Origin of the sequence: Niallia sp. FSL M8-0099, assembly GCF_038006945.1 — a bacterium.
GTDB classification, from domain to species: domain Bacteria; phylum Bacillota; class Bacilli; order Bacillales; family Cytobacillaceae; genus Niallia; species Niallia circulans.
This window is the reverse complement of record NZ_JBBOWF010000001.1, coordinates 263,395-283,461: the sequence shown is the minus strand read 5'-3', so window position 1 is coordinate 283,461 and position 20,067 is coordinate 263,395. Positions and strand designations below refer to the sequence as shown.

The 20,067-nt window shown below is 37.1% G+C and carries 18 protein-coding genes and 1 riboswitch; of the genes, 6 read left to right on the top strand and 12 right to left on the bottom strand.

What is annotated here, in order from left to right:
- Positions 1-54: 54 nt before the first annotated feature.
- Both NSQ92_RS01295 and NSQ92_RS01290 read right to left on the bottom strand, forming a co-directional pair.
- A complete protein-coding gene (locus NSQ92_RS01295; RefSeq protein WP_341152286.1) occupies positions 55-1,530 on the bottom strand; it encodes a protein adenylyltransferase SelO in 1,476 nt (491 codons plus the stop codon).
- A gap of 147 nt (positions 1,531-1,677) precedes the next feature.
- A complete protein-coding gene (locus NSQ92_RS01290) occupies positions 1,678-2,649 on the bottom strand; it encodes a sensor domain-containing diguanylate cyclase (RefSeq protein WP_172859416.1) in 972 nt (323 codons plus the stop codon).
- Between the two features lie 108 nt (positions 2,650-2,757).
- Positions 2,758-2,843, bottom strand: a riboswitch (cyclic di-GMP riboswitch).
- 254 nt (positions 2,844-3,097) lie between these two features.
- On the opposite strand from NSQ92_RS01290, the gene NSQ92_RS01285 reads away from it, so the two are divergent.
- Positions 3,098-3,634 carry a CueP family metal-binding protein gene (locus NSQ92_RS01285; protein ID WP_172859417.1) on the top strand — a complete coding sequence of 179 codons (537 nt, stop codon included), beginning with the start codon at positions 3,098-3,100 and terminating at the stop codon, positions 3,632-3,634.
- A 50-nt stretch (positions 3,635-3,684) separates the two neighbouring features.
- Here the strand turns inward: NSQ92_RS01285 and NSQ92_RS01280 are convergent, their stop codons facing one another.
- From NSQ92_RS01280 to NSQ92_RS01270, 3 genes are all read right to left on the bottom strand, one after another.
- Entirely contained in the window at positions 3,685-4,509 is an 825-nt protein-coding gene (locus NSQ92_RS01280) for a GNAT family N-acetyltransferase (RefSeq protein ID WP_172859418.1), read from the bottom strand.
- Positions 4,510-4,574: 65 nt separating this feature from the next.
- On the bottom strand, positions 4,575-5,639 hold the full coding sequence (locus NSQ92_RS01275; RefSeq protein WP_341152285.1) for a UvrB/UvrC motif-containing protein: 1,065 nt from the start codon (positions 5,637-5,639) through the stop codon (positions 4,575-4,577).
- A 22-nt stretch (positions 5,640-5,661) separates the two neighbouring features.
- Positions 5,662-6,627, bottom strand: coding sequence for a S66 family peptidase (locus NSQ92_RS01270; RefSeq protein ID WP_341152284.1), 966 nt, complete (start codon positions 6,625-6,627; stop codon positions 5,662-5,664).
- Between the two features lie 124 nt (positions 6,628-6,751).
- Between NSQ92_RS01270 and NSQ92_RS01265 the strand changes: the two genes are divergently transcribed.
- Complete coding sequence (locus NSQ92_RS01265; RefSeq protein WP_047941651.1) at positions 6,752-6,964, top strand: DUF5316 family protein; 213 nt, start codon at positions 6,752-6,754, stop codon at positions 6,962-6,964.
- Between the two features lie 15 nt (positions 6,965-6,979).
- Here NSQ92_RS01265 and abc-f read toward each other — a convergent pair whose 3' ends face one another.
- Positions 6,980-8,611 (bottom strand): ribosomal protection-like ABC-F family protein, encoded by a 1,632-nt coding sequence (gene abc-f / locus NSQ92_RS01260; protein WP_341152283.1) that lies wholly within the window; start codon positions 8,609-8,611, stop codon positions 6,980-6,982.
- A 536-nt stretch (positions 8,612-9,147) separates the two neighbouring features.
- Here abc-f and NSQ92_RS01255 point away from each other — a divergent pair.
- Together NSQ92_RS01255 and NSQ92_RS01250 are read left to right on the top strand one after the other, a co-directional pair.
- Positions 9,148-10,542, top strand: coding sequence for an amino acid ABC transporter substrate-binding protein/permease (locus NSQ92_RS01255; protein WP_082138302.1), 1,395 nt, complete (start codon positions 9,148-9,150; stop codon positions 10,540-10,542).
- Positions 10,529-11,257, top strand: a complete 729-nt coding sequence (locus tag NSQ92_RS01250) for an amino acid ABC transporter ATP-binding protein (RefSeq protein WP_047941654.1) — start codon at positions 10,529-10,531, stop codon at positions 11,255-11,257. Before NSQ92_RS01255 ends, NSQ92_RS01250 begins: the two co-directional genes overlap by 14 nt.
- A gap of 31 nt (positions 11,258-11,288) precedes the next feature.
- Here the strand turns inward: NSQ92_RS01250 and NSQ92_RS01245 are convergent, their stop codons facing one another.
- Positions 11,289-11,636, bottom strand: coding sequence for a winged helix-turn-helix transcriptional regulator (locus NSQ92_RS01245; RefSeq protein ID WP_047941655.1), 348 nt, complete (start codon positions 11,634-11,636; stop codon positions 11,289-11,291).
- A gap of 172 nt (positions 11,637-11,808) precedes the next feature.
- Here NSQ92_RS01245 and NSQ92_RS01240 point away from each other — a divergent pair, with 172 nt between their 5' ends.
- Positions 11,809-12,669, top strand: a complete 861-nt coding sequence (locus NSQ92_RS01240; protein WP_095259190.1) for an SDR family oxidoreductase — start codon at positions 11,809-11,811, stop codon at positions 12,667-12,669.
- 42 nt (positions 12,670-12,711) lie between these two features.
- Here the strand turns inward: NSQ92_RS01240 and NSQ92_RS01235 are convergent, their stop codons facing one another.
- Complete coding sequence (locus NSQ92_RS01235; RefSeq protein WP_341152282.1) at positions 12,712-13,545, bottom strand: helix-turn-helix transcriptional regulator; 834 nt, start codon at positions 13,543-13,545, stop codon at positions 12,712-12,714.
- Between the two features lie 106 nt (positions 13,546-13,651).
- Between NSQ92_RS01235 and fabF the strand changes: the two genes are divergently transcribed.
- Positions 13,652-14,884, top strand: a complete 1,233-nt coding sequence (fabF, locus tag NSQ92_RS01230) for a beta-ketoacyl-ACP synthase II (RefSeq protein WP_047941658.1) — start codon at positions 13,652-13,654, stop codon at positions 14,882-14,884.
- Between the two features lie 53 nt (positions 14,885-14,937).
- Here the strand turns inward: fabF and NSQ92_RS01225 are convergent, their stop codons facing one another.
- The 4 genes from NSQ92_RS01225 to NSQ92_RS01210 all read right to left on the bottom strand — a co-directional run bounded on the left by NSQ92_RS01225 (position 14,938) and on the right by NSQ92_RS01210 (position 19,978).
- Positions 14,938-16,158 (bottom strand): MFS transporter, encoded by a 1,221-nt coding sequence (locus NSQ92_RS01225; RefSeq protein ID WP_336044636.1) that lies wholly within the window; start codon positions 16,156-16,158, stop codon positions 14,938-14,940.
- Between the two features lie 204 nt (positions 16,159-16,362).
- Positions 16,363-17,406 (bottom strand): ArsR/SmtB family transcription factor, encoded by a 1,044-nt coding sequence (locus NSQ92_RS01220; RefSeq protein WP_144545406.1) that lies wholly within the window; start codon positions 17,404-17,406, stop codon positions 16,363-16,365.
- Positions 17,407-17,533: 127 nt separating this feature from the next.
- The gene (locus NSQ92_RS01215; protein WP_341152281.1) at positions 17,534-18,748 is read right to left on the bottom strand and encodes an MFS transporter; all 1,215 of its coding nucleotides are present in this window, start codon (positions 18,746-18,748) and stop codon (positions 17,534-17,536) included.
- Between the two features lie 246 nt (positions 18,749-18,994).
- Positions 18,995-19,978: a ketoacyl-ACP synthase III gene (locus NSQ92_RS01210; protein ID WP_095322541.1), complete on the bottom strand. Its 984-nt coding sequence runs from the start codon at positions 19,976-19,978 to the stop codon at positions 18,995-18,997.
- Positions 19,979-20,067: the final 89 nt, after the last annotated feature.

Here is a 20,067-nt window from a genome sequence, read left to right as displayed (position 1 = left end):
CTAAAAGAAACAAGAAACTTTTTATCGGTTGTTATTTCTGCTAGATTAAAATCATCATGTCCCGCAATACGTTTTATAAGCAGGGTTGATCTTCACTGGAGCTATGCCGTACTCCATTTGTGCTTTTGTATATGCATACGGGTTAGAAAGCATTTGTAATAATTCTTCCATTACACTTAAATCTCCGGCTTCTGCAGCATCAAGTGCTGCTTCGACACGATGATTGCGAGGGATGACAACTGGATTATGCTTTTTCATCCGTTCACGAGCAGCTACTTCTCCCCCTTCTTGCCCTGCAATTCTTTCCTTCCAAGCTTTATGCCATTCGCTAAATGCTTGATTTTTATTTAGTTCTAATCTTTCTACTTCCCCTAGTGTTAAAGCACGGAAAGTATCTGTATAGTCCGCCCGATTATTTTGCATGATACCAAGGAGCTTCTCTATCAGCTCAGCATCTTTTTCTTCTTCCGCTGCCACTAGTCCTAATTTTCCTCTCATTCCATCAAGCCAATGCTGCTGATAAAAAGGATTAAATTGATCTAATTGTTCTTGAGCAAGCTCCACTGCTTTTTCCATATCATCATGGAATAATGGCAGGAGGCTTTCAGCAAACCTGGCCAGATTCCACCCTGCTATTTTCGGCTGATTTCCATATGCATACCGACCTTGAACATCAATCGAGCTAAAAACAGTATCTAAATGGAAGCTATCCATAAACGCACATGGTCCATAGTCAATCGTCTCGCCACTAATCGTCATATTATCTGTGTTCATAACACCATGAATAAACCCAACTAATTGCCATTTTGCAATTAATGCAGCCTGCCGCTTCATTACTTCTCTAAACATTTCAACATACGGATTCCCATCTTTCTTAATCGTTGAGAAATGCCGTTCCATAGCATAATCCGCAAGTGCTTTAAGATCCTGCTTCGACTCAAGAGCAGCTGCATATTGAAAAGTTCCTACGCGAAGATGGCTTGCTGCTACTCTTGTTAAGACAGCTCCTGGCAAATTCATTTCACGGACAATCGTCTCGCCAGTAGCTACAACCGCTAAGCTTCTAGTAGTTGGAATGCCAAGCCCATGCATCGCTTCACTAATGATATACTCCCTTAGCATTGGCTTAAGCGCTGCTCTCCCGTCGCCACCGCGCGAATAGGGAGTTCGGCCAGAGCCTTTTAATTGGATATCGAATCGTTCGCCTGATGGGGTAATCTGCTCTCCGATTAACATCGCCCTTCCATCGCCTAGCATGGTCGGGTGGCCAAATTGATGGCCTGCATATGCTTGCGCAAGAGGAAAGCCTCCTTCTGGAACCTCATTCCCGCTTAATACTTGTATTATCTCAGGGTGCTGCAATTGCTCCCCATTTAATCCAAGTGTCTTAGCCAAATTCTCATTAAGCTTCACTAAACTTGGGGAACTGACTGGATTTACTGTCATCTTAGAATAAAATGTTTCGGGAAGACGAGCATAGCTATTATCAAAATTCCAGCCAACATCTGTTTTTGTCTCTTTATTACTCATATTAGCTCCCTTCCATTCCTTTTTGATATTTCTATTATACCCTTTTCACCGTGAAGAACATGCAATAACACTTTGCAAAAAGCAATTCTATATAAAGAAAACAGCTTCCTTTAGTTGAAAGCTGTCTTCCCTGTGCTGCAAAACAAGTTATTCTGCCAATACTTTATTTTGATTTTTCTTTTTCTTCTGAACTTTATTTTGATACATATGATTATCTGCTTCTGTAAATAAGGCTGTCATTCTTCCAAGAGAGCTTTGACCAAATGCGTAGCCAATCGACATTCTCACCATGTTTTCTTCTACGCATTTTCCCTTATCGCTTAATCCCATCGTCATCCTCTTATATAACTCTTCTATTTCTTCTTGCTGCATTCCTTGAATTAACAAGACAAATTCATCCCCGCCGATTCTCGAGACCGTAATATAGGGAGAAGAAAAAGTATTTAATAATTTTCCAGCTGCTTTGATTAAATCATCGCCTTGTTTATGACCGTACTTATCATTAACTTGTTTTAGTTCATCTAAATCACATATGATAATGGCAATTACTTCATCTATTTTCGTATCAAATTCTTCCATCTTTTGTTCAAAGTAAAAGCGATTATATACTTCTGTCAATGCATCATGGATCAGCTGATGCTCTAAATTCTCTCGTAGTCTTACTTTCTCGTCGATATTACGAATGATTCCATGAATCGCTACAAGCTCTCCATGCTCATAAATAGGCGTCGCATATTCCTCAAACCATTTATAAGAACCGTCTGAACATCTCATTCGTTGAACCAATGGCTGACTATAATCAATTGCACCATGAAGTTTTTTGTACATAATGTCATAATCATCGGGATAAATCATTTCTAAAGGGGCATACGGATTCCGATAAAATTCCTTGACCATGCCATCTCCTAATACAGCATCGGCGGAAGGACTAATATACGAATGTCTCATTTGCGGTTTCACTTCATATCGATAAACGATGTCCTTTGAGCTTTCCACTAGTCGAAACATAATGTCTTCTTTTTCTACTTTCGCTTTCCACTTATTATATTTACGCTTATCATTTTTTTTCCAAAAGAAAATGCCTATCATTACTCCGCAGCAAAAATATAATATCCCCATTTTTCTCCTCACCTTACCATTAGTGAGACTATCATCGACATATTACAGCTATCCAAATAATAGAAAAAAGCTAATCTTCGACCGATTAGCCCTTCTTTATCAAGATAAATCGGTAACTGGCTGACTTAATCTCCAAGATCTTAGTCCCTATAGCTTTGCGTCTTCACCTTTCGATGAATTTGCCTTTATCATTTTATTATATTTAAATAATGAAAATACTCTATTTCCTTTTTCTAGTTTCTATTACAAATTTTATAGGAAAATAGACAGATACACAAGAGAAAGAAAGGACTTTTCTCACAATTTTTACCAAACTTCTGAAAAATGAAAAAGAAATCGATTAAATAAAAAAATTCACAAAATCTCCATTTTTCTTTCATGATTTTTTGCTCTTTTTTGTTATCTTTATACATAAGCAGTCAAACTTGAAAGGGAGAATGCGATTAATATGAAAAAAACTAAACTTATCATTCCGATATTTATTACCATACTATTTGCTGTAACGATTCTTTTAATTATTACCCAAAATAACCGCTATGAAAAAATGGAGGATAGCGATATCAAACAACTTGTTCAAGATTTTAGTTCCGGGAAGAAGTCAGCAGCTGCCGCTTCCATTACCTCTGATATATTAACGGTGAATACTCTCGACAACGAAGAGCATCTCTATCGCTTGCCCAAAGAGGAATTTTTTGTTTCTGTTGCTCCTTACTTAGTAGATACTCACCCTTGTGCTATCCATAATTTAGCTGGATGCCGCGGGGAATTGGCAAATAAGGAATTCGCGGTACTTATTGAAGATGACGTGGGGAATGTTTATGTAGATGAACTTATAACTTCTCAGCAAAACGGGTTTATCGATTTATGGCTTCCACGCAATAAAGATTTAAAATTAACCATCTCCTATAATGGCAAAACAGCCAAATCGGATCTCACTACTTTTAAGGATGATAATACATGTATTACTGCTCTTCCTTTGATATAAGGATAGAAGGTATCTTAATGACTACATTTAGATACCTTCTGTCAAAAGAGTTATTTATATTCATAATAGTCCTGAGAATGATAGCTTCGAAATCCACAAGACTCATAAAGTTTAAGCGCTCGAGCATTTTTTGCTTCTACTTCTAAAAAGATAGAAAGGCCTTTTTCCTTTTCCATTTTTACCACTTTGGATAATGCCCTTCTGCCAATTCCTTTTCCGCGAAGCTCTGGAACAACAACAAACCCGTAAATCCATGCTTCTCCATCGGTTTCAGAAACTCTGATTTTCCCCGCTGTTTTTCCATCTACCTCAATAATCATGCGTTTATCACCAGCCTGCTTCGTTATGGTGTTAACGTAATCGCGAGCATCCTCCTCAGCTATACCAAAGCCTAAAACATCAAGTTCTATTTCTATTTCTTTATCCTGATCATAATCATATGGTCTTAAAGAAATCGCAGCATCCTCTATTAAATCTCCCTTATACCATTTCATTTGATGTTCCGAAAAGGCATAGAAACATGGTAGCTTATCTAAAAATAATTTTGCACTCTGCGATGCAGCAGGGGCATTCAATAATATACTCGTCACTTCTCTCAGCCTTGCTGCTTCTAAGCCCTCTTCCAACAAAGCTGTAAAAATCCCGTTTTGACGAAAATGTGGATGAACCATGCCACAAAGCTCGACTTTTCTGCCGAAATAGTAGCTCCCTAAAAAGCCAGCTAGTTTGCCGTCTACATAATGAAAAAAGTCCTCTTTCTTTTCTCCATTTCGATTTTCGAGCATATCAAAGTTAAGCTTTAACTCAAAACCTTCTTCTTTCTCACAAATATCCTTAAGCTCTCTAATTTCAGCAATTTGTTCTTTTGACAGCATATTGATTTCTCCTCTATTTTAGGATATCACTGCATTTTTATCTGTATTTCTCGAAGAATCTCTTTTTAATAGAACGGAAGAATTTTCCTGATGCTATTTTCCCAATTACCACATTCGGTATTTCCCTGCCATTCGCCCTCTATGACAACATACTGACAATTGCCGCTGTTTAAATAGTTGTAAATAATATAAGCTTCGTCTATTTCTGCTTTATCTAAAGTGCCGATAAACAGATTCTTTCTTGAAAGATATGTGCAAATCTGCCTCTTCACCGCTTGCATATCAAAATGATTTGCTTCATATATTTGCCGGTATAAAATTTGATTTCGTCTAATCAGAAATAGCTTTATCCGGTCATTATCTAAGTACTCGACTGCTAGAAAAAGACGATTATCTACCATAAAATTTATTACTGTTTCTGTTTGCAGAATCGTCTTTATTTTGGCAATGGTATCTCTTATTTCCGCTGCTTTTTCAAAATCAAAATTACTAGAAGCTTCGCTCATTTCGGCGGACATTTCTTCTAGTATTCTAGTATCCTTTTTTTTAAATAAAGAGATAAGACGATGGATAATTTGTTGATACGTTTCTTCAGCTATTGGATTGAAGCAAATCCCTATACACTTTCCGATTGTATAATTGAGACATGGACTATTACTTCTTGTCGTCTTGGAACAATCTATTTTATAAAATGATTGGATTCCTTTTATCGCATTTTCTACTGTTCTTTTACTAGTAAATGGACCAAAATAATAATGAATATCGTCCTTCTCCAATTCATTTACAATCTCCATACGGTAGGATCCCTTCTGCCATCGGAATACGATGTAGTTGTATGCCTTTGTCGCTTTCATCATCCGATTGTACATGGGCTGGATTTCTTTTATTAACTTACATTCCAGCATTAATGCCTCAAACTCTGTATCTGTGACAATAAAGTCAAAATCCTTTATATGCTTCACTAATTTCTCTATTTTACCAATCCGATTTTTCGAATGCTGAAAATATGAAGAAACTCTATTTTTTAATGTTTTGGATTTGCCAACGTAAATGATTTGTCCAGAGGAATCCTTCATCAAATACACCCCTGGAGATGCTGGTAGATTTTTTATCTTTTCTTTAAGCTCCAAGTCGATTCCTCCATTGAACCATTTAAAAAGTAGTCAATTTAATTCCATGGTTCTTTGTATCAATCTCTACATCTCCCCCAATGGGGAAAGTAAAGAATGGTTGGATATGACCAAAATCCACATCATATAGGACAGGGATTTGCTGCAAAAGAGGATGTTTATCTAAAATAAACAAAAGCTGCTCTTCAGTCATTTTCGATGCTCGTTGAAATCTCCCAATTACTAATGCTTTAATTATTCCTGCTGTCTGCAGCAAGGAGGTTAAATCTCTTGCGAATGTTTCTGGAATGGTTAATTCATCATCTTCTACAAATAGAATGCTGTCTTTAAGATTAGGCATATATTCTGTTCCCTGCAGTAAATTTAAGGTACATAAATTACCACCAAACAATTGCCCTTTTGCACTCCCCTCTTGGTATACCTTCCAGCCTCCAGGTTCATATCGACGATTTTCTTGATCCAAATACCATGCATCATCTGTCCATACATCAGAAGGTTCTATGATGAACGCACTAGTTTCCATCACGCATTTCTGAAAATATTCTGTTTGGTATTCCTGCAGCTTTTCCATTTGAAAGCTAGAAAAATGTGGACCAGAATAGGTAATAAAATCAGCCTTGGTTGTAATTGCAGCTGCTAAAGCGGTAATATCACTATACCCACAAAGTATCTTCGGGTTAGCTTTTATTAAATCAAAATCTAAATAAGGCAACAGCTCGTTGCTGTTAAATCCGCCAATTACCGTTAATATTCCTTTTACATTTTGATCCCGAAAAGCATCATGAATGTCTTCCACCCGATGCTCAATCGTGGAGGAGAATTGTAAGTCCGATTCAAAAATGTGCTTCCCAAACGTCACAATAAATCCAAGATTCTCTAATCTTTTCTTTGCTTGCTCTATTCCCTCTTCTGATAAAATTGCTGCACTTCGACTAGGGGCAATCACTCTAATTTCATCACCCTTTTGTAGCTTAGCAGGTATCCTCATGGCTATTCCTCCTCTTTCTTCTTATTAAAGCATAAATAATCACATATTTCTGTAACTTTAAGTTGAAACAATACGTATAATTAACACAAGAAAATTGCTTCTTATTTAAAAAGGAGGAAGATCTATGTTTATGTTTTTTTTCATCATCGGTATCATTTCGATCTTCATTGCGGTGACGATGGTCGGAGCATGGCCAGATGGCAGGCAGCACAGAAATCATCATTTTACAGAAACCGAACAAGATCGCACATTAAACGCAAAAATTTCCATAATAGCCTTTCTAATTGGGGGAGTATCATTAGCAATAGCTGGAATAATTAATTATTTTACAAATTAAAAGGGGAATAATCCCCTATAGCTCCTTTATTTGCTTTGTTAATTCCAGAAACTTTCTATCTAATTCCGCATATTCCTTATCCTTCGGTGTCATAAAGCTTAATTTTCCTAATACTTCTTGTCTTTCTGTCTCCAGCTTTAGCCGTAATTCTTCTTTATTATCTCTATCCCGTTTTGGAGACTCCGTCCATTGCCTTTGAATCGTTCCATCGCCTATGATTAGTTTACTTGTCGTTGTTTGCTCTAGAAAATAACGGTCATGCGAAACAATAATAAGCGTTCCATTATACTGGGATAGCGTTTTTTCTAATTGTTCCCGGGAAGGTAAATCCAGATGGTTTGTTGGTTCATCGAGTATGAGCACATCTTTTTCTTCTAAAATATAAGCCATTAATTTGCATTTTACCCGTTCTCCCATGCTCATATTTTTTATTGGTTCCTTCCATTGAGAAGCCATAAAGCCTAAATGTTTCATCAGTGTTTGTACTTTTCCTCTTTCTTCAAATGTTTCTTTGAAAAACAGCTGTTCCGGTGTTTCCTCTAAAGGAAGATCGAATACTTCCTGTGTTAAATAACCGATAGTGGCTGTCGGTGAAATCCAAACTTCTCCATCGGCCTTTTCTTTTCCTAAAATAATATTTAACAAGGTTGTTTTCCCACTTCCATTAGATCCCATAATCGCAACCTTTTCCCCATGCTGAATCGTTACATTCACCTTTTTAAACAACAATTTAGCGTCAAACGCTTTCGATAAATCTTTGATTTCCAAAAAGCGTTTCCCCTTCTTTTTATTCGCTTCAATCGAAAAAGCTACCGTATACTCTTCGTCTAAACGTTCCACTTTATTTTTTTCCAGCTCTTTTTCTAACCGTTTTTGCTTTGATTTGACTTGAGCATCCATTCGTTTGGCCTTTGTGCGGTAATATTCTTTTGGGAATTCTTGTTTGGTTGATTGGGCATGCGCTTTCTGAGACCAAGAGGTGAGCTCCTTCATTTGTCCTTCCACTTGTTTAATCTTCTTCTGCTGTTTATCATACTCCCGCTGCTGGGATAATCTCTTTTGCTCGCGTGCCTCCATATAGCTCGTATAATTCCCTTTATATTCGATAAGCTGTTTATTTTCAAGTGACCAGATTTTTGTTGTAACTGTATCCAAGAAATAGCGGTCATGGGAAACGATTATAATGGTTCCTTTATATGCTGTTATTTGGTCGAGCAGCAGTGCCATACTTTGTTCATCTAAGTGATTGGTTGGTTCGTCTAATAGTAATAAATCAGCATCGTGGGCAAAGCCTTTAACAAGACGTGCTTTTAATTTTTCCCCGCCACTCATTACTCGGAAGTCCTTTGTCGGCACCTGCCATTTCTCTAATAGCTTCGATTCCCAAAAAGTTTCTTTCTGTAAGTCGTAGTTTTCAGTTTCCTGTTCGACCATTTTTACCAATAAGTCTTCCTTTACCCACTTGATATGTCCATCTGTAGGGACAATTTCTTTAATTATTAACTGCAGTAAAGTAGATTTTCCTGCACCATTTTTACCAATAATCCCAATAACTTCTCCTTGCTGTACACTTGCATTTATATTTGTAAAAATAGTAGTATCCAGCACTTCATATCCGATATTAACTAACTTTAAAAGTTCTTGCATTTTATCAAACCCTTTCAGAAGGGAGAAAAAAATCCTCCCAAATTTTCTCTGGAAGGATTAGCCGTACCTAATTATTTGCTCATTCACAACATACATAACCGATATACAAAAAGCGTGCATATCGACCAATCATTGTGCACATACCATTAGAGATATGCTTTGAAAAAGCGATTTATGGAAATGGGCAGACTAATCCTATTTTTTGTTCCATTTGAAATGTATTTCATTCAAATTTTGGAAAAATAAGATTAGTTCTTCATCGTTCACCCATCATCCCTTTCGTTATAAGTAACTGTAGTATAACATACTTGCTATTATGTATTCCACCCTCTTAAAAATAATTGGTAAATTTTCTCTTTATATTCCTATCTGTACAAGATCAAAATTGTTTAGTATTATTTTAATTATGTTTTGTTAGGTAATCTAACATGTTATACCAGAACTTTATAACTTTAGAAAAACGAAAAGGAGTTGTACGAATGAAAGAAAAGAAAAGGATGTCTAAATTAGTTTTATTCTTCGTAGTTATCTTAACTATGCTGAATATTATTTCTCCTATATCAAAAGCAGAAGCAAAGGAGAAAGTATATCAGATTGCAACAGATATTACATTTGCGCCATTTGAATTTCAGGATGTAAATGGGGACTTCGTCGGAATCGATATGGATTTAATGGCTGCTATTGCGAAAGATCAAGGTTTCAAATATGAAATGAAGCCACTTGGATTTAACGCAGCTGTTCAAGCACTTGAATCAAAACAAGTGGATGCTGTTATTGCCGGGATGAGCATTACAGATGAACGACAAATGAAATTCGATTTCTCGGAACCCTATTTTGATTCTGGTATCATTATGGCCGTCGACAGCGATAATGATAAAGTCTCCTCCTATAAAGACTTAAAAGGTCAAAAGGTTGCTGTTAAAACAGGAACAGAGGGGGCAAGCTTTGCAGAAAGCATCAAAGACAAATATGGTTTTTCCATCGTAACATTTGATGATTCTGCTAATATGTACGAAGAAGTAAGAACTGGAAATTCCGTAGCTGTATTTGATGATTATCCAGTATTAGCATATGGAATCAAGCAAGGAAATGGCCTTAAAATTGTGACAGATAAAGAAGCAGGAGCCTCTTATGGATTCGCTGTTTCTAAAGGACAAAATACAGAGCTTCTTGAAATGTTTAACACTGGATTAGCCAATTTAAAGGCATCTGGAGAATATCAAGAAATATTAGATAAATACTTAGAAACTGGATCAGATGAAGAAGCTAAGAGTGGCTTTTTTGGTTTATTAAAAGAGAGCTTCCCTAGCTTATTATCTGGTTTAAAAATGACACTTATCTTAACAGTCGTTTCTCTATTAATTGCAACTGTACTAGGAATTATCTTTGGACTATTACGTATTGCCAAAAGTAAAATTTTACGAACAATTGCTGGTATATACATCGATATTTTCCGAGGAACACCATTAATCGTTCAAGCATTCTTTATTTACTTCGGAATTCCAGCAGCTCTTGACTTCCGAATTACAGCTGTTGCTGCCGGTCTTATTACATTAAGTTTAAATGCTGGTGCTTACATGGCTGAAATTGTTCGCGGAGGCATTCAATCGGTTGATAAAGGACAGATGGAGGCTGCTCGCAGTCTAGGACTTCCTTATGGAAAAGCAATGAGAAAGGTAGTGCTTCCACAGGCTATCCAATTAATGATTCCAGCATTTATTAACCAATTTGTTATTACACTAAAAGATACGTCTATTCTTTCCATTATCGGTATTAACGAATTGACACAAAGCGGAAAAATTATTATTGCAAGAAACTTAGAATCATTCCAAATGTGGCTGATCGTCGGTATTATGTACTTTATCGTTATTATGATTCTAACAAAAGTATCAAATCGATTAGAAAGAAGGATTAAAAATGGCCAAGCTTAAAGTGACGAATCTGAAAAAATCATATGGTAATCTTGAAGTTTTAAAATCAATTGATTTACAGGTAACAGAGGGCGAAGTTGTTTGTTTAATTGGTCCTTCTGGCTCCGGAAAAAGTACCCTTCTTCGCTGCTTAAATATGTTAGAAGAAGTTACAAGTGGCGAAGTTGTTGTAAATGACTTTAAATTAACAGATAAGAAAAATGATATTAACAAAATCAGAGAAAATATCGGAATGGTGTTTCAGCATTTCAATCTTTTCCCGCATCTAACGGTTCTGGAAAATATCACTCTTGCTCCAGTTGATTTGAAAAAAGCAACACCACAGCAAGCGAAAGAAAAAGCCTTACAACTATTAGACCGTGTCGGCTTAAAGGATAAAGCTAATGAAAATCCTTCTAAATTATCTGGCGGTCAAAAGCAAAGGGTTGCCATTGCCCGCGCCCTTGCGATGAACCCTGATATTATGCTGTTCGATGAGCCAACAAGTGCACTTGATCCTGAAATGGTCGGAGAAGTATTAAACGTTATTAAGCAATTAGCTCAAGAAGGAATGACGATGGTAATTGTTACACATGAGATGGGCTTCGCTAGAGAAGTAGCAGACCGCGTAATCTTCATGGATAATGGCTATATCGTGGAAGAGGGTACACCACAAGAGATTTTTGGAAACCCACAAAATGAGCGTACAAAAGATTTCTTGAATAAAGTATTGTAAAGCTAATGGGGACAATTATTTGTCCCCATTTTTATTCCTTAAAATGCTTTTTCCCCCACTCTCCCATTAAATCAAGAATAGGAATAAAGCTAACTCCCTTTTCTGTTAAGGAATATTCCACTTTGGGAGGCACTTCTTTATAAACTTCTCTGTGCACCATTTGATCTGCTTCTAATTCTCTTAACTGCCTTGTTAAAATCCCTTTTGATATGCCAGGCAATAGTCTTTGCAATTCATTAAACCGTTTTGTCCCCTGACTTAAATGCCATAAGATAATAATTTTCCATCTTCCCGCCGTTAAATTTTGTGTATAAGTTACAGGACAAAAACCCTCCTCATCGATTGAGACAGATTCATTTTGAACAAAAAAACGTGCCATTTTCTCTCTCCTTCCCATGGTACTATTTATGTGACTATGTTATAAAAAAATAACTACTTTCATTTTTTTTACTATGAATATACTATATACCTATATTGGATATCCAACAACACATCTTGTTAAAGTCGTTGGGGTATAATGAAAGAAAAACATTAATTGGAGGGAATTTCAAATGAAACTATTAGTAACAGGTGCCACTGGTAAACTTGGATCTAAAATCGTAAATGTTTTATTAGCAAAAGTACCTGCTGATCAGCTTGCTGTCAGTGTACGCAATCCAGAAAAAGCAGAGGATTTACGCGCAAAAGGCGTAGATGTTCGCCATGGAGATTTCGATCAGCCAGAAACTTTGGCAGCAGCCTTTAAAGGAATCGATCGCCTATTAATTATTTCAGCAGATGGAGATACAGAAACTAGAATTCGCCAACACAATAATGCTGTCGATGCTGCTAAAAACGCTGGTGTTTCCTTTATCGCATATACAAGTATTGCGAATGCACAGGAAAGCACTAACTTCCTTGCTGAAGTTCATAAAGCAACAGAGATCGCTATTCAAAAAACAGGTATCCCTTATTCCTTCTTACGTAATAACTGGTACCTAGAAAATGAGCTTTCTACTATTCAAGGAGTTCAAGCTGGAGCACCGTGGGTTACCTCTGCTGGCAGCGGAAAGGTCGGCTGGGCTCTACAGCAGGACTATGCAGAAGCTGCAGCAGAAGTGCTAGCCGGTGAAGGACATGAAAATACGATTTATGAACTATCTGGCAAACCTTTATCACAAGAAGAGATCGCTGCCGCTGTTAGCCAAGTGATTGGAAAAGAAGTGCCTGTCCAACATGTAGATGACAGTAAATATGCAGAAATAATGACACAAGCTGGCATACCAGATTTTGTTGTTCCTATGCTTGTAGCAATTCAAAAGGATATTCGCGAAGGTACATTAGATATTGAAAGCAATGATTTTGAAAAACTACTTGGCCGTTCGGAAACACCTGTAGTGGATGGAGTTAGAAAGCTTATTTCTAATTCTTAATAAATAGAGAAGGGGACACAATAAACGACTGTGTCCCCTCTTTCATTTCATCAAATGCTGAATCTTCTCCTCTGTCCCTGTTCCATCAACAGGCGTATAAATGCTGCATCTTAAATCATTCGTGCCATGGACTTGTAAGGAGGTTAAATTATAAATCATTTTCCCCGCCTTCGAGTGGCGAAATTCAATTAACACCTCAGGAGCAGAACTTACTTCACTTTCATTCCACATTCTATTAAAGTCTGGATAGTTCTTTTTCATGTCTTCGATAAATTCTTGATACCACTCATCTGCCATATATTGTCCTAAATATGTTCGAAAGATGGAAATGAATCCTTTTACAAAGTCCTCCCAATTGACAGCTAATGCTCTTAGTTCTTTTCTGGAAAAAAGCAATTCAATGAGATTTCTCTTTTCCGATGGGATTTTTTCAAAGTCTAGGAATACTTGCTTGGCGGCTTCATTCCACCCAACGATAAAAGAACGGCGATCCGTTATAATAGTTGGACAGTAGCGAAGTTCCTTTAAAATTCTTTCTAAAGCTGGAGTCATCATCTCTTCTTCTGCCTCTTTAGGAAAAAAAGAATTTCCCTCCTCAAACGCTAAACCGTATACATATTTTCGTTCATCAGAATTTAATTGCAGCGCATCTGCTACTGCATCGAGAACAGAGATAGACACTTTAATATCTCTACCTTGCTCTAGCCAGGTATACCAGGTAGTGCTTACTCCCGCTAATTGTGCCACTTCCTCACGGCGGAGTCCTGCTGTTCTTCTTCTCGTTCCAGCTGGGAGTCCAACCATTTGCGGCTGTATCTTAGAGCGCTTTGTTTTCAAAAATTCCGAGAGGGCTTCTAGCCTTATATCTCTATTCATATCCATTCTCCTTTTTAAGCTAGTACTATTTATACTAGTATAAACTACAACTTGTAATAGGATAAGAAAAGGATACAATAAAGAAAAAAGGAATGGGGGAAAAATCGTGAAAAGAGTTGTTGTCACTGGAATGGGAATTATTTCACCGTTAGGAAATAACGTGGATGAATATTGGCAGAACCTCTTAAAAGGGGAATCAGGAATCCGTTCTATCGACCATTTAGATGTATCTAATTCCAAAACAAGAATAGCTGGAGTAGTAACTGACTTTCATCCAGATGAAAGATGGGGAGCAAAGGAAGCAAAAAAACTGGACCGATTTAGCCAGTTTGCTTTAGCTGCAGCAGAAGAAGCCTTAACAAATTCACAATTAGACTTAGATTTAATAGATAAAGAGCGAATGGGTGTTTATGTAGGATCAGGAATCGGCGGTTTGACCACCCTTATCGATAATGTAAATACATTAAATCAAAGAGGTCCTAATCGAGTCAGTCCTAACTTAGTACCGATGATGATTTCCAATGCAGCTGCAGCGCAAATTAGTATTAGATTCGGAGCTCAAGGTCCTTCCCTCTCTCCGGTAACAGCTTGTTCCATTGGAAATACATCGATTGGGGAAGCCTTTCATACCATTCGAAATGGTGATGCAGATGTGATGTTTGCAGGCGGATCGGAAGCTGCTATTACGAATCTTTCCTTAGCAAGCTTCGGGAATGCCAGAGCATTATCGACAAAAAATAACGAACCGGCTTCAGCAAGTAGACCTTTTGATAAAAATCGAGATGGATTCGTGATGAGTGAAGGGGCAGCTATTTTAGTAGTGGAAGACTTGGAACATGCTATAAAGCGTAATGCTCCCATTTTAGCTGAAATCATTGGATATGGCGCAAGCTCAGATGCCTATCATATGGTGGCTACCCATCCAGATGGAAGAGGAGCATATCTTGCTATGAAGCGGGCATTAACTAAAGCAAATATTTCTCCTTCTGATGTAGATGTGATTAGCGCACATGCAACTAGTACACCTGTCGGCGATCTCTCGGAAACATTAGCAATTAAGAAATTATTTGAAGAAGACGCCTATAAAATCCCTGTGACAGCTAATAAGTCCATGCTTGGTCATATGCTTGGTGCTGCTGGTGGAGCGGAAGCAATTGCTTTAGTACAGAGCTTGAGAGAAGGGATTATCCCGCCAACTACTAATTTGGAAACTCCAGACCCAGACTGTGATTTAGACTATGTTCCAGAAGGAGCAAGAAAAGCCGGAATATCCATTGGTCTCTCTAATTCCTTTGGCTTTGGCGGTCATAACTCAGCAATTTTGTTAAAGAAATATTAATAGAAAAGACTAGGAAAAAGGAATGAATCCATTTCCTAGTCTTTCTTAATAGATTAAGCAGCCAGCTTGTTTTTATCGGTGCTTTCTTTATCCAAAAAGGCAAAGTAAGGAATCAATAGTCCCACTAAAGATACAGTAGTAATTATTGCTCCAATTAAAACGTATAAAGGCCGGATCCCCCATAATTCACTTAATGCTCCGCCTGCTATTACGCCTAGCGGCATCATCGCTCGAATGATAAAGGATCGGACCGAAATAATTTTGCCCATTAAATGATTGGGAACGGTTTGCTGACAAATCGTAATATTATGTATGCTGAAAAATGCCATGGTGATGCCAGCAACGATTTCCGTTACGATGGCTGAAATGAGCGAACTTGTTATTCCTAAATTAATGTATGTCACTCCTCCTATTAATAGTGCCCCTAGCATCAAGCGTCTCCGTGATTGGATTTTGATTTTGCCAACAAGTAAGGTTCCAAACATATATCCTAAAGGAAAACCCGCCATAAAATAACCGTACATGGCATTATTTCCATTTAGCACTGTTTTAATATAGGGAATATTAATCACCATTGTGACCCCTACCCCAAATTGAACAAATGCTAAAAAAATCCCTAACCACACAATCGTTTTTTGTTGAAAAAAGTAGCGAACCCCCTCCATAAATTCCACTGCCCATGTTTTTCTTTCCACTTTCGCTTCTCTTACTTCCATAATACCCAGCAAAAGACATCCACTAAGCATCAGCGCCGTACAAATAAACAATAAAGTACTGCCAATTCCGATATATTCAATGACAATCCCTGCCACAACTGGCGCTGCGAACGTCATTAATCTGGCCATCCCTTCTACATAGGCATTAGCACTACTTAATTGCTCTTTCGAAACAAGATTAGGCAGTATGGCTTGATTAGCAGGAGAATAAATCGGAGTTATTAATCCAATGATGACTTGAACAATATAAACATGCCACGGTACTAATGTGTCTGTTACAAACCCAATGAGAGGAAAAAGAAATATCATGCCTCTACTCCAGAGAGCAAAAATCATCATCCATTTTCTACTCCAACGATCAAGGTATGGCCCAATAAAAAGCTGAAGGATGAGAGAAGGCAGAAAATATAATAGCCACATACTGCCTAACGCCCAAGATGAACCAGTAATTTCATAGATTAATAACGAGTTGCAAAAGGTCCCAAAGGCTCCTGCTAACTCCGATATCCCATTTCCAATCCACATAAACGTGAATGATTTATTGCGAAAAATATTCAAATGAACACCACTTTCTTTGGTTTGGTGAGTTGATTGGTGATTTGGCTTCTCATCTTGGATGCTTTGGCTGATATTTTCCCAGTTTGGCTGATTCTCTCCCCGCTTTGGCTGATATACCCTCCAGTTTGGCTGATATACCACCTCCTTTAGCTAACTCCTCTCCCTACTCTCCCTCCTTTCACTCTTTAATCTCCTTTAAATCGTTTATTGTTGAATGTATTGCTCTAATTCTTTTGCTAATGAGGTAATTGCACTCCTTTTTAATACATATTTTCCATCTTCTATTCCTACTAGCTGTGCTGATCTCAATATTTTTAAATGATGGTGAATCGTGGATTTTCCCATTTCTAATTTTTCTGTTATGTCTTGGAGCGTTCGACTTTGTTCAAATAATAGTTTTACCATTCTTAGCCGAACTTCATCGCCCAATGCCTTGTGCTTTAAAACTAGAAAGTTACTCGGCATATATTTATCGCTCGGCGAAATACTTTCATTGGAAACCGGGTAGTAATAGACTTTTGTCCCTTCTATATCTGCTGTAATATTCCACGGACGATAGATGTATTGAGGAATGAGTAATACTTTATGAACACTCGGCTCGGGTGTATATCGTATTCCTCCTGTAGCCCATTCTACAAATTCTTCTGGATTCATTTTCTGTCTCATTTTTTCCTTTATGGAGACATCTGTTTGTAAAATGGATGTGAGTTTTTCTCTATCTGGTTCTATAACTGCTTCATACCATCCACTCATCACGGTGATGAGATGCTGCTTTAATTGCTGAGAATCAACTTGGCAGATAAAAGAAATATAGGTTGGGAAAAAAGGGTTATCTTTTGTAGCTTCTTTTAACTGTTCTATCGCTTCTCTGCTTCTAGCGGCTGCTTGCTCTCTGATAGGTTGATGGCTTTCACTTATAAACGGAATACATTGATAGATTAATTCTCTCTCCGTTAGTTTATTTATATATTCAGTAAATACGTCCAGACTCGCAAAATCCTGTTGATGAAGTAATTGCAGTAATGCTTTCCATGTATTATTCGCTTCTACGTAGTCTAGTTGCGCTTGTAAATTCTGAGAAAGGTTTGTTCGGACATTTTTCCAATAACTCATCGGCTGATCTAATGAATCTAGTAAACGTTCATTGGTAATCGCAGCGATCCCCAATGCACACTCCCATAATAAAGAATAATTCATTTCAACTTGATATGTTTCTTGTTTCCGACCTGTTGTACTAAATACTTTCATTAGCAAAACACCTCCATCTATTTTCTTTTATTCTAAATCATTCGAATTATACATTCAATATTTTTAGAATACCTCATTCAAAAAAACTCGACCTATTGGTTAAGGTCGAGTTTTCGATAAATGACATTTACTCTTTTTCTAAATGGCTTTGAATACGAAATAAAGATTTATTTTTATATATAATCATACTGACCAATGCTAGGAGAACACCTGAGAAAAGGAAGACTATCCTTACCCCTAATAAGTCTGCCAGTAACCCCATCAATAAGGAGCCTATCCCGAAAATCCCTGTACCAATTGCTCCAAGAGAAGTGTACACGGTTGATAGCTGTTCTTTGGGGACGCTGGTTTGAATAACAGTTTGCTGCGGTATACTTTTTATTTGTGTAACAATACCAACACCGAATGATATACCTAATGCAAGGATAGGAATGCTGTTTAAACTAAATAAAATCGTTAGTAGAAAGCTTATAAAAGAGCCTGCTGCTAAAAATGCTCCTAATTTTCTTTCCACAAAAGAAGAATAGTTCATGCAATAGAGACTTCCCAAAATTAATCCTAAAAAGAATGTTCCATTCATAAAGCCCCACCACTGTTGGTCCACCTTTAAAGCATCCTGAATAAACACGTATAAAACAGCTGCAATCCATACCGTTCCAGCGAGACTTTCTAAAGATTCCACTAAAGCCATTTTTCTTAACACAAGCGTATGAAACAGTGTTTTCCAGCCCGCTTTTATTTGTTCTAGTTTCCCCGCTGACTCTATTGTTTTCCCATCTACGTTTTCTAAAAGGCATAATAAACAACTTGAGACAAAAAATAAACAGCAAACAAACCAAATAAGATTCTGTGGACTTAAAAAAAGAAGAAACAAGCTTCCTACAAACCACATTCCGGCCTGAATCAGCTGTGTCACTGTTTCTACCATCCCATTTGCTTTCATTAATTTTTCCGGTCTAACATAATATGGAATTAAAGTTCTTGTGATTGGATTGGCACAGCCATCAAGAAATGCGATAAGACTTATAATCATAAAGATGATAAAGTAATTCGCTTCTGTTATTCCTGGTAAGATAAACCCTAGTAGTAAGAGCAATCCGGTCTTTCCCATTTGGGATCCAGCTAATAACCGATTCAATCGAATTTTTCTCACGAAAAGTGGTGTTAAAATACTTGATATAAACATACTAGTTGTAATCGTAAACGGCACAAATGATGCCGCTGTTGCTGATTCCTTTACGGTATAGATCAAATTAATAATACTCACCATATAGAGGACATCCCCTATATTGGCAAAAGACTGCCCATTCAATAATAATGTAAAGTTCTTATTTAATTTCATGCTTTATCCCCCGCTAATTAAAAAATAATTAAGTTATTCATTAATAACGGAGATTATTAAATTGGACAGTTCATTCTGATACATACTCCTTCTAAGTAGATAAGCCAGGGGGATAAGGCATATTCTAAGATTTTGTTACACTCATCTTATCATAAAGGAGTAACTTCTTGCTTCTGTTTTTAAAGGAAATAAGCTTTTTGATTAAACAAACGTTTGATTCTACTAATAAGCCACCGTTTCTTCTTATCAAATCGTCCATTTAATTAATAATCCAGCATGTGCTAGACCACCGCCGAATCCATATAATAATACATGATCCCCTTGCTTTAATTTCCCTTCTTTCACTCCGATATCCAATGACAATGGGATCGTACCAGAAGAGGTATTTCCGTAGTTAACTAAACTATATAAAGTTTGTTCGATTGGAAAATTACTTTTCTCGCAAATTGATTCTAGCATTCTTAAATTCGCACTATGGGGGACAAACCAATCTATCTCATTTAAAGTCCTATTTCCTCTTTCAGCAACAATTTTCATCCCATTAGTAACTGTTTTAACAGCCCATTTATAGACTTCTCTCCCATTTTGAACAATACAGCCATTTCCCTGTAAGTCAACACCATTCATTTGAGTAGCTAGACTGGTGCAATATAAATGCTGTCCCCCTTCTCCTTCTGATCCGATATGAGAAGAAAGAAAGCTTGGTTTTGTTTCATCATACTCTACCATTACTGCCCCTGCTCCATCTCCAAAAAGAATACATGTTGTACGATCAGTGAAGTCTGTAATTTTAGATAATGTTTCCGCCCCTACAACCAAAACTTTCTTATTTAGTCCTGATGTAACCAGTCCATTTGCTACATATAATCCATAAGTAAATCCTGCACAGGCTGCATTTAAATCCATTGCTCCTGTATTCTTTATTCCTAGCTTAGCCTGCAGGCTGGAAGCCACACTCGGTGTTTTATATTCAGGAGTCATCGTACAAACAATGATTAAATCAACATCATCAACTGTTTTATCGTATCGTTCCATTAAATCAAGGACTGCTTTATAGCTAAGATCGCTTGTAAATTCCTGCTCATCCGCAATTCTTCTTTCCTTAATACCTGTTCGCTTTACAATCCACTCATCATTTGTTTCCACCATTTTTTCTAAATCATTATTTGTTAAAATACGTTCGGGAACGTATGAACCAATCGCTGTAATACGTGCTTTGGAAATTGACATTCACATCACCTCATTATTCATTTACTTTTATTTTAACACCAATTACTATTACCTGGTACTAATTTTATGCAATTTTATTCTCTACTTTA